Annotated in this window: 15 protein-coding genes; 9 read left to right on the forward strand and 6 right to left on the reverse strand. The window is 62.9% G+C overall.

Going from position 1 to position 18,570, the window contains the following annotated elements:
• Positions 1–31 precede the first annotated feature (31 nt).
• Positions 32–2,911 (forward strand): ATP-binding protein, encoded by a 2,880-nt coding sequence (locus QRN46_RS27500; protein ID WP_285358538.1) that lies wholly within the window; start codon positions 32–34, stop codon positions 2,909–2,911.
• On the opposite strand, the gene QRN46_RS27505 is transcribed toward QRN46_RS27500, so the two are convergent.
• From QRN46_RS27505 to QRN46_RS27515, 3 genes are all read right to left on the reverse strand, one after another.
• Positions 2,898–3,512, reverse strand: coding sequence for a response regulator transcription factor (locus tag QRN46_RS27505; protein WP_285358541.1), 615 nt, complete (start codon positions 3,510–3,512; stop codon positions 2,898–2,900). The two genes, QRN46_RS27500 and QRN46_RS27505, sit on opposite strands and share 14 nt — an antisense overlap.
• A 78-nt stretch (positions 3,513–3,590) precedes the next feature.
• Positions 3,591–3,962 (reverse strand): response regulator, encoded by a 372-nt coding sequence (locus QRN46_RS27510; protein ID WP_285358543.1) that lies wholly within the window; start codon positions 3,960–3,962, stop codon positions 3,591–3,593.
• Positions 3,962–5,923, reverse strand: coding sequence for a PAS domain-containing sensor histidine kinase (locus QRN46_RS27515; protein ID WP_285358546.1), 1,962 nt, complete (start codon positions 5,921–5,923; stop codon positions 3,962–3,964). Before QRN46_RS27515 ends, QRN46_RS27510 begins: the two co-directional genes overlap by 1 nt.
• 338 nt (positions 5,924–6,261) lie before the next feature.
• On the opposite strand from QRN46_RS27515, the gene QRN46_RS27520 reads away from it, so the two are divergent.
• Positions 6,262–7,227 carry a quinone oxidoreductase family protein gene (locus tag QRN46_RS27520; RefSeq protein ID WP_285358548.1) on the forward strand — a complete coding sequence of 322 codons (966 nt, stop codon included), beginning with the start codon at positions 6,262–6,264 and terminating at the stop codon, positions 7,225–7,227.
• Here the strand turns inward: QRN46_RS27520 and QRN46_RS27525 are convergent.
• Complete coding sequence (locus tag QRN46_RS27525; protein WP_011333680.1) at positions 7,214–8,443, reverse strand: MFS transporter; 1,230 nt, start codon at positions 8,441–8,443, stop codon at positions 7,214–7,216. The genes QRN46_RS27520 and QRN46_RS27525 overlap by 14 nt on opposite strands.
• Positions 8,444–8,659: 216 nt before the next feature.
• Here QRN46_RS27525 and QRN46_RS27530 point away from each other — a divergent pair, with 216 nt between their 5' ends.
• The 4 genes from QRN46_RS27530 (at position 8,660) to QRN46_RS27545 (ending at position 12,459) form a co-directional block, all read left to right on the forward strand.
• The gene (locus QRN46_RS27530; protein ID WP_011333681.1) at positions 8,660–9,994 is read left to right on the forward strand and encodes an epoxide hydrolase family protein; all 1,335 of its coding nucleotides are present in this window, start codon (positions 8,660–8,662) and stop codon (positions 9,992–9,994) included.
• Between the two features lie 86 nt (positions 9,995–10,080).
• The gene (locus QRN46_RS27535; protein ID WP_011333682.1) at positions 10,081–11,124 is read left to right on the forward strand and encodes an alpha/beta fold hydrolase; all 1,044 of its coding nucleotides are present in this window, start codon (positions 10,081–10,083) and stop codon (positions 11,122–11,124) included.
• Between the two features lie 24 nt (positions 11,125–11,148).
• Positions 11,149–11,658, forward strand: coding sequence for a cytochrome P460 family protein (locus QRN46_RS27540; protein WP_011333683.1), 510 nt, complete (start codon positions 11,149–11,151; stop codon positions 11,656–11,658).
• A 24-nt stretch (positions 11,659–11,682) separates the two neighbouring features.
• Entirely contained in the window at positions 11,683–12,459 is a 777-nt protein-coding gene (locus QRN46_RS27545; RefSeq protein ID WP_011333684.1) for an alpha/beta fold hydrolase, read from the forward strand.
• 46 nt (positions 12,460–12,505) lie between these two features.
• Here QRN46_RS27545 and QRN46_RS27550 read toward each other — a convergent pair whose 3' ends face one another.
• Entirely contained in the window at positions 12,506–13,720 is a 1,215-nt protein-coding gene (locus tag QRN46_RS27550; RefSeq protein ID WP_285358555.1) for an MFS transporter, read from the reverse strand.
• A gap of 134 nt (positions 13,721–13,854) precedes the next feature.
• On the opposite strand from QRN46_RS27550, the gene QRN46_RS27555 reads away from it, so the two are divergent.
• The 3 genes from QRN46_RS27555 (at position 13,855) to QRN46_RS27565 (ending at position 17,039) form a co-directional block, all read left to right on the forward strand.
• Positions 13,855–14,670, forward strand: a complete 816-nt coding sequence (locus tag QRN46_RS27555) for an AraC family transcriptional regulator (RefSeq protein WP_011333686.1) — start codon at positions 13,855–13,857, stop codon at positions 14,668–14,670.
• A 134-nt stretch (positions 14,671–14,804) separates the two neighbouring features.
• Positions 14,805–15,554, forward strand: coding sequence for a creatininase family protein (locus tag QRN46_RS27560; RefSeq protein WP_011333687.1), 750 nt, complete (start codon positions 14,805–14,807; stop codon positions 15,552–15,554).
• A 66-nt stretch (positions 15,555–15,620) separates the two neighbouring features.
• Positions 15,621–17,039, forward strand: coding sequence for an aldehyde dehydrogenase family protein (locus tag QRN46_RS27565; protein ID WP_011333688.1), 1,419 nt, complete (start codon positions 15,621–15,623; stop codon positions 17,037–17,039).
• A 57-nt stretch (positions 17,040–17,096) separates the two neighbouring features.
• Here QRN46_RS27565 and QRN46_RS27570 read toward each other — a convergent pair whose 3' ends face one another.
• Positions 17,097–18,530, reverse strand: coding sequence for a catalase (locus QRN46_RS27570; RefSeq protein ID WP_011333689.1), 1,434 nt, complete (start codon positions 18,528–18,530; stop codon positions 17,097–17,099).
• Positions 18,531–18,570 lie beyond the last annotated feature (40 nt).

Raw genomic sequence — 18,570 nt, forward strand, 5'->3', positions numbered from 1 at the left:
CCCTTTACGTTTTTTAGAGAGATCGATCCTCGTGGAGTCTTTTCCGGACGCATTGCGCGAATCCCTCACGACCGAATTCATTTTTGGACCGTTCTGTGTCGTTCCAGGCAAACGTCTGCTGACCCGCAACGGGGTGGCGGTCGAGATCGGCGGACGGGCGCTGGATCTGCTGATCGCCTTGCTTGAGCAGCCGGGGCGGGTGCTGTCCAAGTACGACCTGATCGACAAGGTGTGGCCCGACAGTGTGGTGGCCGAAGGCAGTCTGCGTTTCCATATGACCGGCCTGCGGCGGATTCTCGGCGATGGCGAGGAGCAGGCACGTTACATCGCGACCCAGGTGGGCGTGGGGTATGCCTTCGTCGCGCCGCTGGAAAGAAAACAGACCGCTGTGCACCCGGCGCCCATCGCGACCCGAGCCACAGAGGGCGTCTGCAGTCTGCCGCCACGGGCCAGACTGATCGGCCGCGAGATCGATCTGCAACTGGTCATCGACCATATGCAGCAACCGAGGTTGTTCACCATCGTCGGCCCCGGCGGCGTCGGCAAGACCAGCCTGGCCATCGAAGTGGCGCACCGCATCGCCGCCCAAGGCTATGAGCGCGTCAGCTTCGTCGATCTGGCACAAGTGGAAGACAGCGCGCTGGTGCCATCGGCACTGGCCCGATCGCTGGACATCCCGGTGCAGGCCGAAGACCCGATGTTCGTCCTGCTCGCGCATTTGCGCGAGCAGCGGTTGATGCTGGTGATCGACAATTGCGAACACCTGATCGACGCGGTGTCGATCCTTCTGGAACAGATCAGCGACACCGCGCCGGAGGTCGGGGTTCTGGCCACCAGTCGCGAGCCGCTGCGGGTGCGTGGCGAATACGTGCACTGGCTCAATCCACTGGAATTTCCCCGTGAGCCGCAACACCTCGGCGTTGAGGAGTTGCTGGCATTCCCGGCCATCAAGCTGTTTGTCGAACGCGCGTCGTTGAGCAATGCCACGCTGCTGGAAGCGGGCGGCGGGCAAATGATTGCGGACATTTGCCAGCGGCTGGAGGGCATGGCGCTGCCGATCGAGCTGGCGGCGATGCGGGTCGCCAGCCACGGATTGAAGGCCACCCACGCGCTGCTCGGCGAGCGTTTTTCGCTGGGCTGGTCGGGACGCAGGACGGCGGTGCCGCGCCATCAGACCCTGCGTGCCATGCTCGACTGGAGTTATGACCTGCTGTCGCCGCAAGAGCGCCTGGCGCTGGAGCGGTTTTCGGTCTTCGTCGGGCCGTTTTCCCAGGAAGCCGCCGCGCAGGTAGTTGCCGAATCGCAACACGAAAGCGCCACAACGGCCGCGATCCTCGATGATCTGGTGTGCAAGGGACTGGTCACGGTCGATCACAGCGACTCGACGGATTCGTATCGCTTGCTGGAGATGACGCGCGCCTACGCCCGGGAGAAATTGACAGCGCGGGGAGAGGCCGAGGTCAATGCGCTGGCGTTCCGCCACGCGGCGTTTTACATGGATTTGCTTGGGCATCTGGGAACTTCCCCCGACGAAATTTTCCGTCACTCGGCGCGTCTGGCCAGCCAGTTGGGCAATGTTCGCGGTGCGCTGGAATGGAGCTTCGGGCCCCACGGCGATCCCGGCCTGGCGTTGCCGCTGGCGGCTGCGAGCGCGCCGTTGTTCCTGCATTTTTCCTTGCTGGTCGAGTGCCGCACCTGGTGTTCCCGGGCGGTGGAACTGCTGGAGCTGGGGTACTACGGCACGCCCACCGAAATGGAACTGCAAGCCGCGCTCGGTCTGGTGCTGATGTTCACCCGAGGCAACAGTGAAGCCGCGGAAAAAGCCTTGCTCCGGGCGCAGGACATTGCAGTCGCGTTGAACGACTACGGCTCACAATTGCGGCTGCTGGGCCGCTTGCAGATTTTCTACGAACGCATCGGTGATTTCCCGTCGTCGCTGGCCTGGGCGGAGCAGGCCGCGGTGGTCGGCAACATCCTCAACGAGCCCGCCGCCATCGCGATTGCCGCATCGCTGACCGGCATCTCCCATCATCTGCTCGGCAACCAGCGTCTGGCTCGCCAGGAACTGGAAAGTTCGCTGCGCAACAGTTTGCCGTCGCATCCCAGCAACACGATTTACTACGGCTTCGATCACCGCAATCGCACGGGCTTGGCGCTGGCGCGGTCACTCTGGCTGCAGGGCTATCCCGATCAGGCCCGGCGCTTGGCCGAGCAGATCGAGGCCGAAGCCTCGGCGCTGCAGCATCCGGTCACTTACTGCATCGCCATGGTCTGGATCTTGTGCATCTATATTTGGACCGGTGATCTGGCGAAGGCCACCGCGAGCCTCGAGCGGTTCAGCGCCATCGCCGAAACCAACGCACTCGGCCCTTACATTGCCGCCTGCCACGGGTTGCGCGCGGCGATCGCCATCCGCGCCGAGGCGCCGGGGGATGCAGTTGCCATGCTGGAGGAAAGTCTGGCGCGGTTGCGTGGCATGCGTTACGAACTGCTGACGACCTCATTCGAAATCGCACTGGCCGAAGGCCTGATGCTGGTGGGTCAACACCCCAAGGCACTGACCCTGGTCGACGGCACCATCGATCACTGCCGCCGAAGCGGTGATGCCTTTGCGCTGCCGGAGTTGTTGCGAATCAAGGCCGGTATTCTCAAGGTTATCCAGGCCGATGATGAGCAGGCCATGTTGGCGGTTCTTGAGGATTCCATTGCGCTGAGTCGCGAGCAGGGCGCGTGGGCGTGGGAGTTGCGGTCATCGATGGATCTGGCCCGGTTCTGGCTGGAACAGGGTCAACCGGATCAGGCCCGGGCGTTGCTCGGCGCCTGTCGCGAGCGGGCTTCGGAAGGCTTCGACAGCCTTGATCTGCGTCGGCTGGAAGTTTTCTGGCAGAGCCTGCCCGCTACTCCCGCGTAATCAGGGCGGCCATTTTCACCAGGTCCGCCAGCGAACGGGCCTTCATCTTGCGCATGACCTTGCCGCGATGGGCCTTGACGGTGATTTCGCTGATGTTGAGGTCGGCGGCAATCAGTTTGTTGAGTCGCCCGCTGACCACCGAAGCCATGATTTCCTGCTCGCGCGGCGTCAGGGTCTTGTAAGCCTCAAGCAGTGCACGCAGATTCTTTTCTCCTTCCAGCGCCACACGACTGCTTTGTAGCGCATCGGCCATGGCGCTGAGAATCACGTCGTCGTTGAACGGCTTGGTCAGAAACTCCACCGCACCGGCCTTCAGGGCCCGCACCGTGCGCGGAATATCGCCGTAGCCGGTGATGAAGATGATTGGCATGTTGTAGCGTTCGTCGGCCAGGGCGGTCTGCAGATCCAGTCCGCTCAGGTCGGGCAGGTTGATGTCCAGTACCAGGCAACTGGGCACCAGCGCTCTGGGCGCGTCGAGAAAATCCTGCGCGGACTCGAACAGTCGTGGCTGCCATCCGGCGAAGCGGATCATCAGTTCCAGCGACTCGCGCACGGAAATATCGTCATCGACAACGAAGACGACGGGCGTGACCTCACTCATCGGTAATGCTCCACGGGAAGGGGCGATTGCGTTGTTCGCGTTCAACATGTCGATTCCTTGTTCTGTTCGGCTTCACGCTCAATCGAGGGGCAGGGCGGCGCTCAGGGCCTTGAGCAATTGGGCTTCGCTGAACGGTTTGAACAGGCACTCTACGGCGCCACTGTTCAGCAGCTTCACCTGTTCGCTGGCGTCGCTGTGAGCAGTGATGAAAATCACCGGAATGCGATAGCCACGGCGCAGCAGCTCGCGTTGCAGATCCGGGCCCGACATGCCGGGCATGGCCACGTCGAGAATCAGGCAATGGGTCAGGTCCAGATAGGGCGATGCCAGAAACGCCTGCGCCGAGGCAAATGCCTGGACGGCAAAGCCGAATTCCTTGATCAGGTCAGGCAGTGATTCACGAACCGATTCGTCGTCATCGACCACCGATACGAGCAAAGGCGTACCCATCAATCATTCTCCACGGTGCGATCGGCGAGGTCGCGGTTAGCGGTTTGCGGCAAGTCTGTCGAATGCGGGATGGCAAAGGTAAACGTCGCTCCCGGGCCGTCGTTGGCGCTGGCCCACAGCTTCCCGTCGTGGCGCTCGATGATTGAGCGACTGATGGACAGACCGACGCCCATGCCCGAGCTTTTGGTGGTGTAGAAGGCATTGAAAATGCGCTCGATGTCCTGCGGATCGACGCCGTTGCCGCTGTCCTTCACCGCCAGGTAAACGTTCTCGTCCGAGCCCAGACCGGTGCTGACGATCAATTGCCGGGGCCGGCCGTGGATCGCGCTCATGGCCTCGGCGGCATTCATGATCAGGTTGAGGATCACCTGCTGCAGCTGGACCCGGTCGCCTCTGACCAGCGGCAGGGCTTCGGCAAATTGCGGATGCAGCACCACGCCGTTGCGTTGCAGTTCGCCCAGCAGCATGGCGATGACTTCCCGTGCCGCGTCATTCAGATTGACGTCCTCGATCGTGATGCTTTTCTTCGAGAACAGCGCCCGCAGTCGATTGATCACGTCTGCCGCGCGATTGCCGTCGCGAATGGTCCGGCGTGCGGTTTCCCTGGCGCCTTCGACATTCGGCGGGTCCGCACCAAGCATGCGCAGGCAGGTGCTGGCGTTGGTGATGATGCCGGCCAGCGGTTGATTGACCTCGTGGGCAATCGACGCCGTGACCGCGCCGAGGCTGGCGACCCTGGCCAGGTGCGTCAGTTCCGAGCGCGCCTTGCTCAAGACCTCTTCGGCGAGCCGGCGCTGGGTAATGTCCTGCAGGGCGGCGATGTATTCGAAACCGTCCGGCGCATGGGGGATCGAGTGCGCCACCAGCCGCACGTATTTCACCGTGCCGTCGGGCATCAGCAGCCGATGTTCGTGTTCGAAGTCGCGCCCCTTGCGGCGTTGGCGCTTGATCATTTCCCGATGACTGGAGATATCGTCCGGGTGCACGCGGCGATAGATCGCCTCGAAACCTGGCGGCGTGTCCGGGTCCAGTTCAAGGATGCGGTAGACCTCGTCCGACCAAGAGATCTCGTCGGTGCTCACCCGCCAGGAAAACGTGCCGGTGGCGCTCAGGCGTTGGGCCTTGGCCAGAAAGACTTCCGCCCGTTTACGGTCTTCGATGTCGGTGTTCTCGCCATACCAGCGCACGACCCGCCCCGTATCGTCGCGCTGGGGCACGGCGCGAATCAGAAACCAGCGGTAAACGCCGTCGAAGCGTTTCAGTCGAGCCTCGTATTCGCCGGCGCTGCCCGATTGCAGAAGCGCTTGCCAATAGCCTGCCAGCCCTGGTGCGTCGTCCGGGTGGATGGACGCTGTCCAGCCATCACCGCAGGCTTGTTCGAGGGACATGCCGGTGTAATCGCACCAGCGTTGATTGACGAAACCGACGCTGCCTTCCGGCGAGGCACTCCAGACAAAACCGGGAACGGCGTCGATGATCCCGCGCAGACGTTCTTCCGACGCACTGACTTCGGCCAGAGCACTGGCGATCAAGGCCTTGTCCCGCCGGCGCTCATCAATATCGACTTGCAGCACGCACCAGCGTGTGATGATGCCTTCGCTGTCTCTGATCGGCAGGCCGCGCACATGGAACCAGCGATAGACACCGTCCGCGCGGCGAATGCGATGCTCGATCTCGTAGGGGGTGCCGGTGCTGACTGAATGCATCCAGGCGGCGATGACCGAGGGCAGATCGTCCGGGTGCACGGTTTCGCCGGCCTGCCATTTTTTCAGTTCATGCAGCGGGGCGCCGATGTAATCCATGATTTGCCGGTTGACCTGTTCCAGTTCACCGGACGGCGTCATGAAGGCGACCATGGCCGGGATGCTGTCGATGATCGATTCGACCCCCGGCGCTGGCATGGTCGCGTCACTGCCGCGGTCTGGACCGTCCTCGATGACGCGCTCCTGCTCGTTCGTCATACCGATTCTCATTGTGTGCAGTCACCGTTGAACAAAGATGCGCCTTCGGATGGCACTCGCCCATCATACTTTGGTGTCGCCTGTAGCGAATATCGGCTGCCGTCGCACACTGCGACGGGCATCACAGTGGCGCTTTTGTAAGCCACTGTATCTACGGCCCTTCGAGCCATACAAGCATGCAAATGAGCCTGTTCGCGAAACTGCGCGGATACACCACCCGCTCACTCTTGGCCCTGGTTTCAACGTCCTTCGACGTTGAGTGAAAGCAACGTGACGTCCGCGCTCCTGCCTCCCGAAAGGCAGCAGGACCGGTCGTCCCGATGACAGGGCAGAACATTATGAAAGCAGTGGTAATCGAGGCCTTTGGCGGGCCTGAAGTCTTGACGGTGCAGGACATTCAACTGGCAGAACCAGGGCCCGGGCAAGTCTTGGTCAAGGTCATGGCGGCGGGTATCAATTTCATGGACACCGGTCTCCGACGCGGGCTCGGCGGCGCCTGGGAGTTGCCGCTGACGCCGGGTGCGGAAGGCGCCGGCATCGTCCTCGCCACCGGCCCGCAGGTGACGGAGTTCGCTATCGGTGACCGCGTGGCCTGGCATTACGTACCGGGCAGCTACGCCGAACAGGTGATCGCCCCGGTCAGCCAGTTGGTGCCGTTGCCGGACGATATCGACTTCAGCACCGCTGCCAGCCTGATGATGCAGGGCCTGACTGCCAGCAATCTGGTGGACAAGGTGCATGCGATCCAGCCGGGTGACGTGGCCTTCGTGCACGCCGCGGCGGGGGGCGTGGGGCTGATGCTGACTCAGATGATCAAACTGCGGGGCGGCAAAGTCATTGGCCGGGTGTCCCATGCCGACAAAGTGGAGGCGGTGCTCGCGGCCGGGGCTGACTATGTCGTGATCGGGCGAGCGCAAAACATTGCCGGACAGGTCATGCGCCTGACCGAGGGGCAGCGGGTGAATGTGGTGTACGACGGCACGGGCGCGGAAGGTTTCGCCGACTCGCTGGAGATGTTGGACTACTTCGGCACCCTGGCCTTGTACGGACCGTTCATGAATCCGACACCGCCGATCGATATCTTCAGCATGCCGCGCAGCATCAAGCTGACGTATCCCTCGGTCATGCACTACGTGCGCGATCGCGAGGTGCTGCTGGAAAAATCCCGGCAACTGTTCGCGTGGGTCAGCACCGGCAAACTGAAAACCTTCATCGGCAAGCGTTATTCGCTGGACGAAGCACAACAGGCCCATATTGATATCGAGTCGCGCAACACGACGGGCAAGCTGATCATCGTCCCTTAGTGCCACGCCAGATCAGCAGGGCCGCCAACACCTGGCTACCGGCGAAAAACGTGAACAGGTGTTGTGCGGTCCATCCGGCATCCAGCAGAAAACCGGCGACCAGCGGCGAAATGATCGCCCCCAGACGCCCCATCCCCAGCACCACGCCGACACCGGTCGTACGAACCGAGGTGCAGAACGCTTGAGGAGCCAGGACATACAGGGCGGCGACTGCACCGTTGAGCATCAGGCCGAGCGTAACCGCCACGAGCGCAGCCACACCGGGTACGTGAGAGGCCGGCACCATCAGGGGCAGCAGGGCGGCGTTGAGCAGCAGAAAACCCGACAACAATCGCCGGCAGCCGAAACGATTGGCTGCCAGCCCCAGCAGCAGCGCGCCGAGCATACCTCCAGAAGCCAACAGCACCCCGATACGTGCGCCTTGCCGATCAGTAAAGCCGTTGTGGACCAGCAGGCTCGGGGTCCAGCTCATGACGAAGTAAAAGCAGAACATCAACAGAAAGAGTGCCAGTGCCAGCGATGTGGTCTGTTGCCACTGACCGGGCAAAAGCGGTCGGCTGGGGTTGTCAGGCGACGCTGTAGCGATTGGCGTGCGGCGTTCGAGTGCCAGAAATGACGGCGACTCTCGCAGCCAAAAGACGCCGGCAAGCGCGGCCGCCAGCGTGATGCAACCTCCGGCAAGAAAGACATACCGCCAGCCAACGGATTCATTCAGTACATGCGCCAGCACACCGCCCAGACTGGCGCCCATGGCAAAGGCGAGGGATTGCAATGCGATGGCCAGATTGCGCCGTAGCGGGCTGGCGTGTTCGAACGTCAGCACATTCGCCCCCACCAGCACCGCCCCGGTGCCGATGCCGGTCAGCAATCGCAGAAGCATCAATACGTGGTGATCCGGGCTCCAGAACGACAGCAACATGCTCAGGCCGCTGAGCAGCAGACCGCCAAGCAGCAAAGGCCTGCGCCCGAAGCGGTCGGCCCTGGGCGCGGCCAGCAGCGAACCAAGCGCCATCCCGACCAGACTTGCGCTCAGCAACAGGCCCAGTTGCGCGCCGCTCAACGCCCACTCCGCCGCAACCCGGCTGGCGGTGAAGGCCATGGCCATCACATCAAGCCCGTCGATCACGTTGAACAGCATGCACAGCCCGATCACCCACCACGGCGAAGTGGTCGATGGCGTGCCGCTCAGGCGTTCGAGCGCTGTTTCCCCACGCATTCGCAATCCTTGTTCCGCTCTGTGATTCAAATGGGTCTTTTCCCCGCCGCATTCTGCCCGTTAACCGCTGCTGAGTTCGAGCGCGATTTTGCGCGCCGGGCCAGCGCGTCATACCAAGGTATCGACCGACACCATCGTGTAATCCCCCCGGTGCCAGCGCAGTGGTCTGATCCGATTGGCGATGCCTTTCGAATAATGACTACAAGGAGATCCATCATGGTTGCGCTTTCGTCCGGTCTTACCTGGCGCCATTGCCTGGCGTCATCCATCAGGGTCGGCGTGCTCGGCCTTGCCGTACTCGCTGGCAGCAGCGGGGTCTGGGCCGCGGATCCGTCGCAAGCCATTCGCCCGTACACCATCCATGTGGACGAAGCGAAGCTGAGCGACCTGCGCAAACGCATCGCCGACACCCGCTGGCCGGACAAGGAAACGGTCGGCGACGTGTCCCAGGGAGTGCAACTGGCGCAGGTCCAGGCGTTGGTGAAGTATTGGGGCGACGGCTACGACTGGCGCAAGGCCGAAGCGAAGCTCAACGCGTTGCCGGAGTTCGTGACCACTATCGACGGCGTCGACATCCAGTTCATCCACGTGCGTTCGCGCAATCCCAACGCCATGCCGCTGATCCTTACTCATGGCTGGCCGGGTTCGCAGTTCGAATTCCTCAAGACCATCGGCCCGCTGACCGATCCCGTGGCGTACGGCGGCAAGGTCGAGGACTCGTTCGACGTGGTGATCCCGTCGATTCCCGGCCATGGTTTTTCCGGCAAACCGACCGAGCTCGGCTGGGGCCCTGACCGGGTCGCGAAGGCCTGGGATGTGTTGATGACACGCCTGGGTTACAGCCATTACGTGTCCCAGGGCGGCGATCATGGATCGGTGATATCCGATGCACTGGGTCGCCTGGCGCCGCCCGGTTTGCTGGGTATCCACCTGAACATGCCGGCCACCGTGCCGCCGGAACTGGTCAAGCCAATCAACAGCGGCGACCCGGCCCCGGCCGGGTTGACCGCACCGGAGGTGACGGCCTTCAACTCGCTGAGCCAGTTCTTCGGTCGTAACGCCGCCTATGGCGCAATGATGGTGACCCGTCCGCAAACCATCGGCTATCTGCTGGCTGACTCGCCCGCCGGCACGGCAGCCTGGATGTACGAAAAATTTGCCGCGTGGACCGACAGCGACGGTCAGCCCGAGAAGGTCCTGAGCCGCGATGAAATGCTCGATGACATCAGCCTGTACTGGCTGACCGACAGCGGGGCGTCGTCCTCCCGTTTCTACTGGGAGAACAACAACAATAACTTCAGTGCCGCCGCGCAGAAGACTGCCGACATCAAGGTGCCGGTGGCGATCACCGTGTTCCCCCACGAAATCTACCGCGCGCCGAAAGTCTGGTCGCAGCGCGCCTATCCGTCGCTGGCTTACTTCAGCGAAGTCAGCAAGGGCGGGCACTTCGCGGCATGGGAGCAACCGCAACTGTTCAGCGAAGAACTGCGCGAAGCCTTCCGGCCACTGCGTGCGGCGGCGCAGAAAACCGCTGCGCAGGCAGCCCGCTAGACCTGCAATCCGCAAGCCCTTTAACCCACAGCCCTTTAACCCCAAGCCCGGAACCGCCGCCCGGCGGTTCACGAGGGAGACTCGGCATGACTGACTCTAACGCTGTAACCCCATCCCGGCGCGTGCTCGCCGGTTCGATCCTGGCGCTTGCGCTGGGCATCGCCTCGGCTTACGCCAGCGCCGCCGACGTGCCCGCTGGCAAGATCGACGCCATTACCGCCGGCACCCATGTTTCGTTCGGCGCGCTGAAACACGTCAAGGCCGGACTGCTGGACGTGTCCTACGCCGAAGTGGGTCCGGCCGACGGCCCGGTGGTCATCCTGCTGCACGGCTGGCCTTACGATATTCACAGCTACACCGATGTGGCGCCGGCGCTGGCGCAGAAGGGCTATCGGGTGCTGATTCCTTACGCGCGCGGCTATGGCGACACGCGTTTCCTGTCTGCCAAAACCGTGCGCAACGGTCAGCCGGCGGCGTTGGCGAAGGATCTGATCGACTTCATGGACGCCCTGAAAATCAAGCAGGCAGTACTCGGTGGCTACGACTGGGGCGCGCGCACCGCCGACATCGTCGCGGCGCTCTGGCCCGAGCGGGTGAAAGCGCTGGTGGCGGTGAGTGGTTACCTGATCGGCAGTCAGGACGCCGGCAAGGCGCCGCTGCCGCCGGCGGCGGAGTTGCAGTGGTGGTATCAGTTCTACTTTGCGACCGAACGTGGTCGTCTGGGCTACGAAAAGAACACCCACGACTTCGCCAAACTGATCTGGCAGCTGGCCTCGCCGAAGTGGAACTTCGACGACGCGACCTACGACCGCAGCGCCGCCGCGTTGCAGAACCCGGATCACGTCGCCGTGTCGATCTTCAACTACCGCTGGCGCCTGGGACTGATCAAAGGGGAAGCGCAATACGATCCGCTGGAGAAAAAACTGGCGACGTTCCCTTCCATCGGCGTACCGACCATCACTCTGGAAGGCGACGCCAATGGCGCGCCGCACCCACCGGCCGAGGCCTACGCCAAACGCTTCACCGGCAAGTACGAATATCGGCTGATCAGCGGCGGCATCGGCCACAACCTGCCGCAGGAAGCGCCGCAGGCGTTCGCTCAGGCGGTGATCGATGCCGATCATCTCTGATTGCCGGCCGAAGGGGATCCGACCATGAAATTCAACCATTGGGCCGTGTTGCCAGCGGCCATCGCGCTCGCGGCACTGGCGGCCACCGGTGTCGCGTTGGGCGAGGCCGATGACGGCGATGCCTCGCCGATCTACGGCGTGAAACTGCCGAAAAACTATCGCCAGTGGGCGCTGATTGCCCCGGCCCAGGAAGCCGCGCCGCTGGATGAACTGCGCGCGGTGCTGGGCAATGACCGGGCGATCAAGGCTTACCAGAGCAAGACGCTGCCGTTTCCCGACGGCACGGTGCTGGTGAAGCTGGCGTGGAAACACGTGCAGTCGCCGGAATTCGAGCCGGCCTCGATTCCGGGGGCGGCCACCACCGTTCAGGTGATGGTCAAGGACTCGCGCAAATACGCCTCGACCGGTGGCTGGGGATTCGGCCGGTTCATCAACGGCAAACCTGCCGATGAAGCCCAGCACCAGACCTGCTTTGCCTGCCATCAGGCGCGGGTGCAGAACCACGATTTTGTCTTCACTCGATACGCTCCCTGAATCCGTCATACGAGGAACATCCAGATGAAAAAAACACTGATTGCACTGAGCATCGCTGCGGGCCTGTGCCTGGGCGCCAATGCCTTCGCCCAAACCGCCAAACCCACGGTGGTGCTGGTGCACGGCGCGTTTGCCGACGCGTCGAGCTGGAACGGCGTGGCGAAGATTCTCGAGAAGGATGGCTACACGGTGATCGCCGCCGCCAACCCGTTGCGCGGCGTCAAGAGCGATGGCGCAGCGGTATCGGCGTTGCTGAGCAGCATCCAGTCGCCGGTGGTGCTGGTCGGTCACTCCTATGGCGGCAACGTCATCAGCGAGGCGGCCAACGACCATGCCAATGTCAAAGCGCTGGTCTACGTCAGCGCCTTTGCCCCCGAGGCCGGTGAAACCGTTGCCGGGCTGGCCGGCAAGTTTCCCGGCAGCACCCTCGGACCAACGCTGGCGCCACCGGTTGCGCTGGCCGACGGCGGCAAGGACCTGTACATCCAGCAGAGCAAGTTCCACGATCAATTCGCCGCCGACGTCCCGGCTGCACAAGCGGCGCTGATGGCGGCCACTCAACGTCCGGTCACCGAAGCGGCGCTGAACGAGCAGGCCGGAACGCCGGCCTGGAAGCACATTCCGTCGTGGTACATCTACGGTGACAAGGACAAGAACATCCCGCCACAGGCGATGGCGTTCATGGCCAAGCGTGCAGATGCCAAGGCGGTCGAGGTGGTCAAGGGCGGCTCTCACGTGGTGATGGTGTCGAACCCGGCACCCGTGGCGCGGCTGATTGAAAAAGCCGCTGCGGCCAACTGAAACCCTGCGACGTGCTACGGCGCGTCGCAGGGTTGTCATCCCCCGCTCAGGCAACGGACACCTGCGGAGATGTTGCCGGTGCCAGTCTGAGCAGAGGGGTGATGCCGAGCATCAACAGCAGTACCGCGAACAGCAAGGTGTACGCCGGGCCATAGTGTCCGGCGTATTCGCGCAAGGCGCCGAACAGCAGCGGCCCGAGCGCGGCGATCAGGTAACCGATGAACAACATGAACACCGTCCACAACCCGGCCTGTTCGCTGGTGCTGGCGTGATCCAGCGGCAAGGTCATGGCCACGGTGAAGCCCATGCCCAGACCGATGGCCGCAAGTACCACGTAGAGCATCGGCCAGTAAGCCGGCAGAAACGCCATGCCGCCCACCCCGAGCAGGGCCAGCAACGCCGACAACCCGAGCAGACCGCGCCGGTCGTGGGCCTTGCCCGGAATCAGCCCCGCACCCACGCTGGCCACGGCGAACACCGCGGTAAAAATGCCCAGCAGGACGCCCGGGGAAACACTCGACGTGGCCGCTTCCACCGAGGCGGGCGCCATCCAGGCGAAGAGGGCATAGACCACGAATTGCCCGGCCCCGAAATTCAACGCGATCAGCCATGCCTGCGGATTGCTCCAGGGCAGGCGTTTGCTCGGACTCGACGACGATTTCACTACAGGCGCCGGTGTCGCAAAACGGCGTGCCATCCACACCCAACTGGCGATGGCGGTGAGGCACAGCACGCTCCAGAACCCGGCGCTGACCCGCCAGTCCTGCGCCAGCTCGGCAATCGGCGCGCTGAGCACTGCCGCCAGAGTCGCGCCCAGACTCAAGCCGCCGGCGTAGATGCCCATGAACAGCGCTGGTCGCTGAGCAAAGTGGGTCTTGATCCAGGCGCCGGTCATCGCGCCGGCAACCGCAATGCCGATGCTGGCGAAGAACGTACTGCCGAGCAGGAAGAATGCATTCGGCGAGATCGCCCGCAACAAGGTCGAGGCCCCCAGCAACGTCAGGGCGACCACCACACTGCGATCGATCCCGAAGCGCCTGGCCAGGCTCGGAACCACCAGCGCGAACACACCCATGCACACGTCGGGAATCGAGGTCAGCATCGCGGCCTGGGTATAGCTCAACTGGAAGTGCTGCTGGATCAACAGCAAAATCGGCCCCACCGAAATGATCGGCGGGCGCAGGGCGATGGACAGGATCAGCAGGCCGATCACCGCCGTGACGCTCTGTTGGTGGCCGGAGAGATTGCGGGTGATTGCCATGGGAAAAGCCTCATTGATGAACCATGAGCGCAAGGCTAACAATGGGCCGGCCATGGCAAATGCCAGGGTTTGTCGCCAAAGTGACAATTGCCGCTTTAACACGATCAAGGTCTGTTTTCAGGAGACTCCAGCCGATGAAACGAGAGGTGCGCAAGGTCATCGCCCAGCGTGAGTCCGCACCGCGCAGCGAACGTTATCCCGACTATCAGGACGTGCCGCGCGTAATGACCGTGCTGGTGCGCGATCAGGCGACCGGCGAGTACAACGAACCGCACGTGCATCGGCACGGGCAATTGCTGTATGCCTCGAACGGCGTGATGCGGGTGGCTACCGAGCGCGGATTGTGGATCCTGCCGCCGAAACGGGCCCTGTGGATTCCACCCGGGGTGATCCACGACCAGTTGATGCTGAGCGCGGTCAAGATGCGCTCGATCTACATCGAGCCGCAGGTCTGCGCAGGGCTGGGCGATCACTGCAAAGTACTGGAGATCCCCGGACTGCTGCGCGAGTTGATTCTGGCCTTGGCCGAGCAGCCGATCGAATACCCGCAGGAAGGCCGCAACGCACACATCGTGGCGCTGATACTCAGTGAGTTGCAGGCGGCCCGGACGTTGCCGATCGAAGTGCCGTGGCCGGTCGACCGGCGACTGGTCACGGTGTGCGAGGCGATTCTGCAGGACCCCGGACAAGACCATTCAATCGGCTATTGGGCAGACCGGGTCGGCGCCAGTTCGCGAACGCTGATTCGCCTGTTCGTCAATGAAACCGGCCTGAATTTCCGCCACTGGCTGCAACAGGTGCGGCTGGCGACCGCCATCGACCGGCTCGACCAGGGGCAATCCGTCGGGGTGATTGCCCGGGATCTGGGTTACGCCAGCCAGAGTGCCTTCAGTGCCATGTTCAGACGGGTGATGGGCGAATCGCCTCGTGAATTTCTCGTCCGCGACTAGGGCGTTCAGGCGATTCCGATACCTTTGTATTCTGTCGTCGAAGGGAGGCGGGTGGTATCAATGACGCTGCTGTTGCAGGTGCACTGAACACCCACCCGCGTTCCGCGAGGAACCTTCGAAGAGTGAGAATCCTGATGCTTTTATACCTATCGACCTGGTCCGAAATAGCGCAATTTCTCGAACGCAGCCGCACCATCGTCATCCCGATCGGTTCCAACGAACAGCACGGGCCGACCGGCCTGCTGGGCACCGACTGGATGTGCCCGGAAATCATCGCCCATGAAGCGCAGAAAAGCGCCGACATCCTGATCGCCCCGACCTTCAACATCGGCATGGCGCAGCATCACCTCGGTTTCCCCGGCACCATCTCGCTCAGGCCCTCGACGTTCATCGCCGCCATCGCCGACTGGACCCGTTCGCTGGCCGCCCACGGCTTTGAAAAGATCTTTTTTCTCAATGGCCACGGCGGCAACATCGCGTCAATCGAAGCGGCGTTTTCGGAGCTGTACGCCGAAGCGAGTTTTGCCCGACGCAAGGCCGGGTTCGCCCTGAAGCTGTGCAACTGGTGGGATCTGGAAGGGGTCAACGAGCTGGCGCGTGAGCAGTTCCCGACCGGCCACGGCATTCACGCGACCCCTTCGGAAATCGCCGTGACCCAGTGGGCGTACCCCGATTCCATCAAGTCGGCGGACTACTCGCCGCAGATCGCCAACTGGGGGCCGATCCGTGAAGCGGCGGATTTCCGCGCCCGTCACCCAGACGGCCGCATGGGCTCGGACCCGGCCCAGGCTTCGCCGGAAAAGGGTCGGCAACTGGTGGAAATGGCCGCTCGTGGTCTGGTCCAGGAGGTCCAAGCTTTCAGCCGCGAATCATTGCCCGACTGAACCGTCGCCCTGATCAACGCCCGGATTTTCCGGGCGTTGCTGTTTCAACACCTTGGGAATATCGCCATGTGGACTATCCGTCACAGCTACATCGATGGCGCGTTCGTGCCCGTTCAGGGCCGTGAAACGATCGAATGCATCAACCCGGCGACGGAATCCGTCATCGGAACGGTCACCCTGGCCAATCGCGAGGATGCCAGGCAAGCCATCGCCGCCGCCCAGCGTGCGCAAGTCACGATGGGCCGCACCTCGAAAGCCGAGCGCATCGACATGCTCAGGCGCCTGCAGGCGGCGGTGCTGGAGAGCACCGAAGAAATACGCGACACCGCCATCGACGAATACGGCGCACCGTTGGCCCGTGCGCAATGGGTCAGCCAGTACGCTTCGCAGTCCTTTGCCAATACAGCGCAGGTGTTGGAGAACCACCAGTTGGTCCGGCCTGTGGGCCGTGCAACGGTGGTCATGGAACCGGTCGGAGTGTCGGCGTTGTTCGCGCCCTGGAACAGCACCGCCGGTACGGTGTGCAGCAAACTGGCGGCGGCGATTGCCGGCGGTTGTGCCTCGGTCATCAAACCGAGTGAACTCAGTCCGTTGCAGACTCAGGTGCTTGCGCTCGCCTTGCACCGAGCGGAACTGCCCAACGGGGTGATCAATATTGTCCTGGGCCGTGGGAGCGATGTGGGCGACGAGATCAGCACCAGCCCGCACATCGCGAAGATCTCGTTCACCGGCTCCACTGCCACCGGAAAACTCATCGCCCGCGCCGGCATCGAGACCATGAAGCGGGTGAGTCTTTCGCTCACCGGCAAGTCGGCATCCATCGTGCTCGACGACGCGGATCTCGAAACGGCCATTCCCATGGCCCTGAATGCCGCGTTCATGAACAACGGTCAGGCCTGCGTCGCCGGCACGCGGCTGTTGGTACCGCGCGGGTGCTTGCCGCAGGTGATCGAACGGGTGAAAACCCTGGTCGACGCGACAGTGGTCGGCGATCCCCGGGACCCGGCTACCGCCATCGGCCCGTTGGTCAACCAGGCCCAGTTTGATCGCGTGCAGGGTTTTATCCGGCGCGGTCTGGAGCAGGGCGCGCGATTGATCGTCGGCGGGGAGGGCAGGCCTCACGGACTGAGCAAAGGCTATTTCGTGAAGCCCACGGTGTTTGCCGACGTCAGCAACGACATGGACATCGCCCGGGAAGAGATTTTCGGCCCGGTGCTGTCGATCATCGCCTACGACGACGAGGAAGACGCCATCCGCCTGGCCAATGCCAGCGTCTACGGTTTGCAGGCCTATGTGTTTACCCGCGAGGTCGAACGTGGCCGACGCATCGCTGCGCGCCTGGAGGCCGGTTCGGTGTTGATCAACCGGATCGCACCGGAGCTGCTCGCGCCGTTTGGCGGGGTCAAACAGTCGGGGATCGGCAGGGAATTTGGCGTGTCCGGGCTGGAGGCGTTTCTTGAAGCGAAAAGCATCGTAGAGGACTGACAACGGCAGCAGGGCAAACAGGATCAATCCTGCTTGCCCTGCTCAAGTCATTGCGGATCAGCCCAGTGCTTCGATGGCCTGTGCAACACCCGCACCGTACGCCGGATCGGCACGAGTGCAGTTATCGATGTGGCGTTGCCGGGTCTGGGCACTGGCGCCATGGATCGAGCGCGCGGTGTTCTCGAACAAGACCTGTTGCTGGGCGGTGGACATGGCCCGGAACAGCGCGCCCGGTTGCGAGAAGTAATCGTCGTCCTCACGGTGATTCCAGTGCCCGGCGCTGCCTTTCAGGGCCAGCGGTGGCTCGCTGAAATCCGGTTGCTCGGCCCACTGGCCATAGCTGTTGGGCTCGTACCCGATTGTGCTGCCCGCGTTCGCATCGGTGCGCATCTGGCCGTCCCGGTGATAACTGTTGACCGGGCAGCGTGGGGCATTCACGGGGATCTGATGATGGTTGACGCCGACGCGATAGCGCTGGGCATCGCCATAGGAGAACAGGCGCGCCTGGAGCATTTTGTCCGGTGAGAAACTGATGCCGGGCACCACGTTGGCCGGGTTGAAGGCCGCCTGTTCGACGTCGGCGAAGTAGTTGTCCGGATTACGGTTGAGTTCGAGCACACCAACTTCGATCAGCGGGTAATCCGCGTGGGGCCAGACCTTGGTCAGGTCGAACGGGTTGATCGGGTAAGTCTCGGCATCCAGCTCCGGCATCACTTGCACGTAGAGCTTCCATTGCGGGAAGTGACCTTCCTCGATGGCGTTGTACAGGTCGCGCTGGGCGCTTTCGCGGTCATCGCCGATCAGGGTCGCGGCCTGTTGGTCGGTCAGGTTTTCGATGCCTTGTTGAGTCTTCCAGGTGAACTTCACCCAGAAACGTTCGTTCGCCGGGCTGATGAAACTGAAGGTGTGGCTGCCGAAACCGTGCATGTGGCGGTAGGTGCGCGGCAGGCCACGATCGCTCATGACAATCGTGACCTGGTGCAGCGCTTCCGGCAGCAACGTCCAGAAATCCCAATTGTTGCGGGCGCTGCGCATGTTGGTGCGTGGGTCGCGTTTGACCGCATGGTTGAGGTCGGGGAATTTCAACGGATCGCGCAGAAAGAACACCGGCGTGTTGTTGCCCACCAAGTCCCAGTTGCCTTGCTCGGTATAGAACTTGATGGCGAATCCACGGATGTCACGCTCGGCATCCGCCGCGCCACGCTCCCCGGCCACGGTCGAAAACCGGACGAACACATCGGTGGTCTTGCCCACGCTGGAAAACAGCCTGGCCTTGGTGAAACGGGTGATGTCGTGGGTCACGGTGAAGGTGCCGAACGCGCCGGAACCCTTGGCGTGCATGCGCCGCTCGGGGATGACTTCCCGATCGAAGTGCGCCAGTTTTTCCAGCAACCATACGTCCTGCAACAGCATCGGGCCTCTGGGGCCGGCGGTCTGTACGTTGTTGTTATCAACCACGGGCGCGCCCGCGGCAGTCGTCAGCTTGTTCATGCGCAACTCCTGGCTTTTGTCGGTTTCCCGTCATCACATC

Origin of the sequence: Pseudomonas sp. lyk4-R2A-10, assembly GCF_030209075.1 — a bacterium.
Classification (GTDB): Bacteria; Pseudomonadota; Gammaproteobacteria; order Pseudomonadales; family Pseudomonadaceae; genus Aquipseudomonas; species Aquipseudomonas glycinae.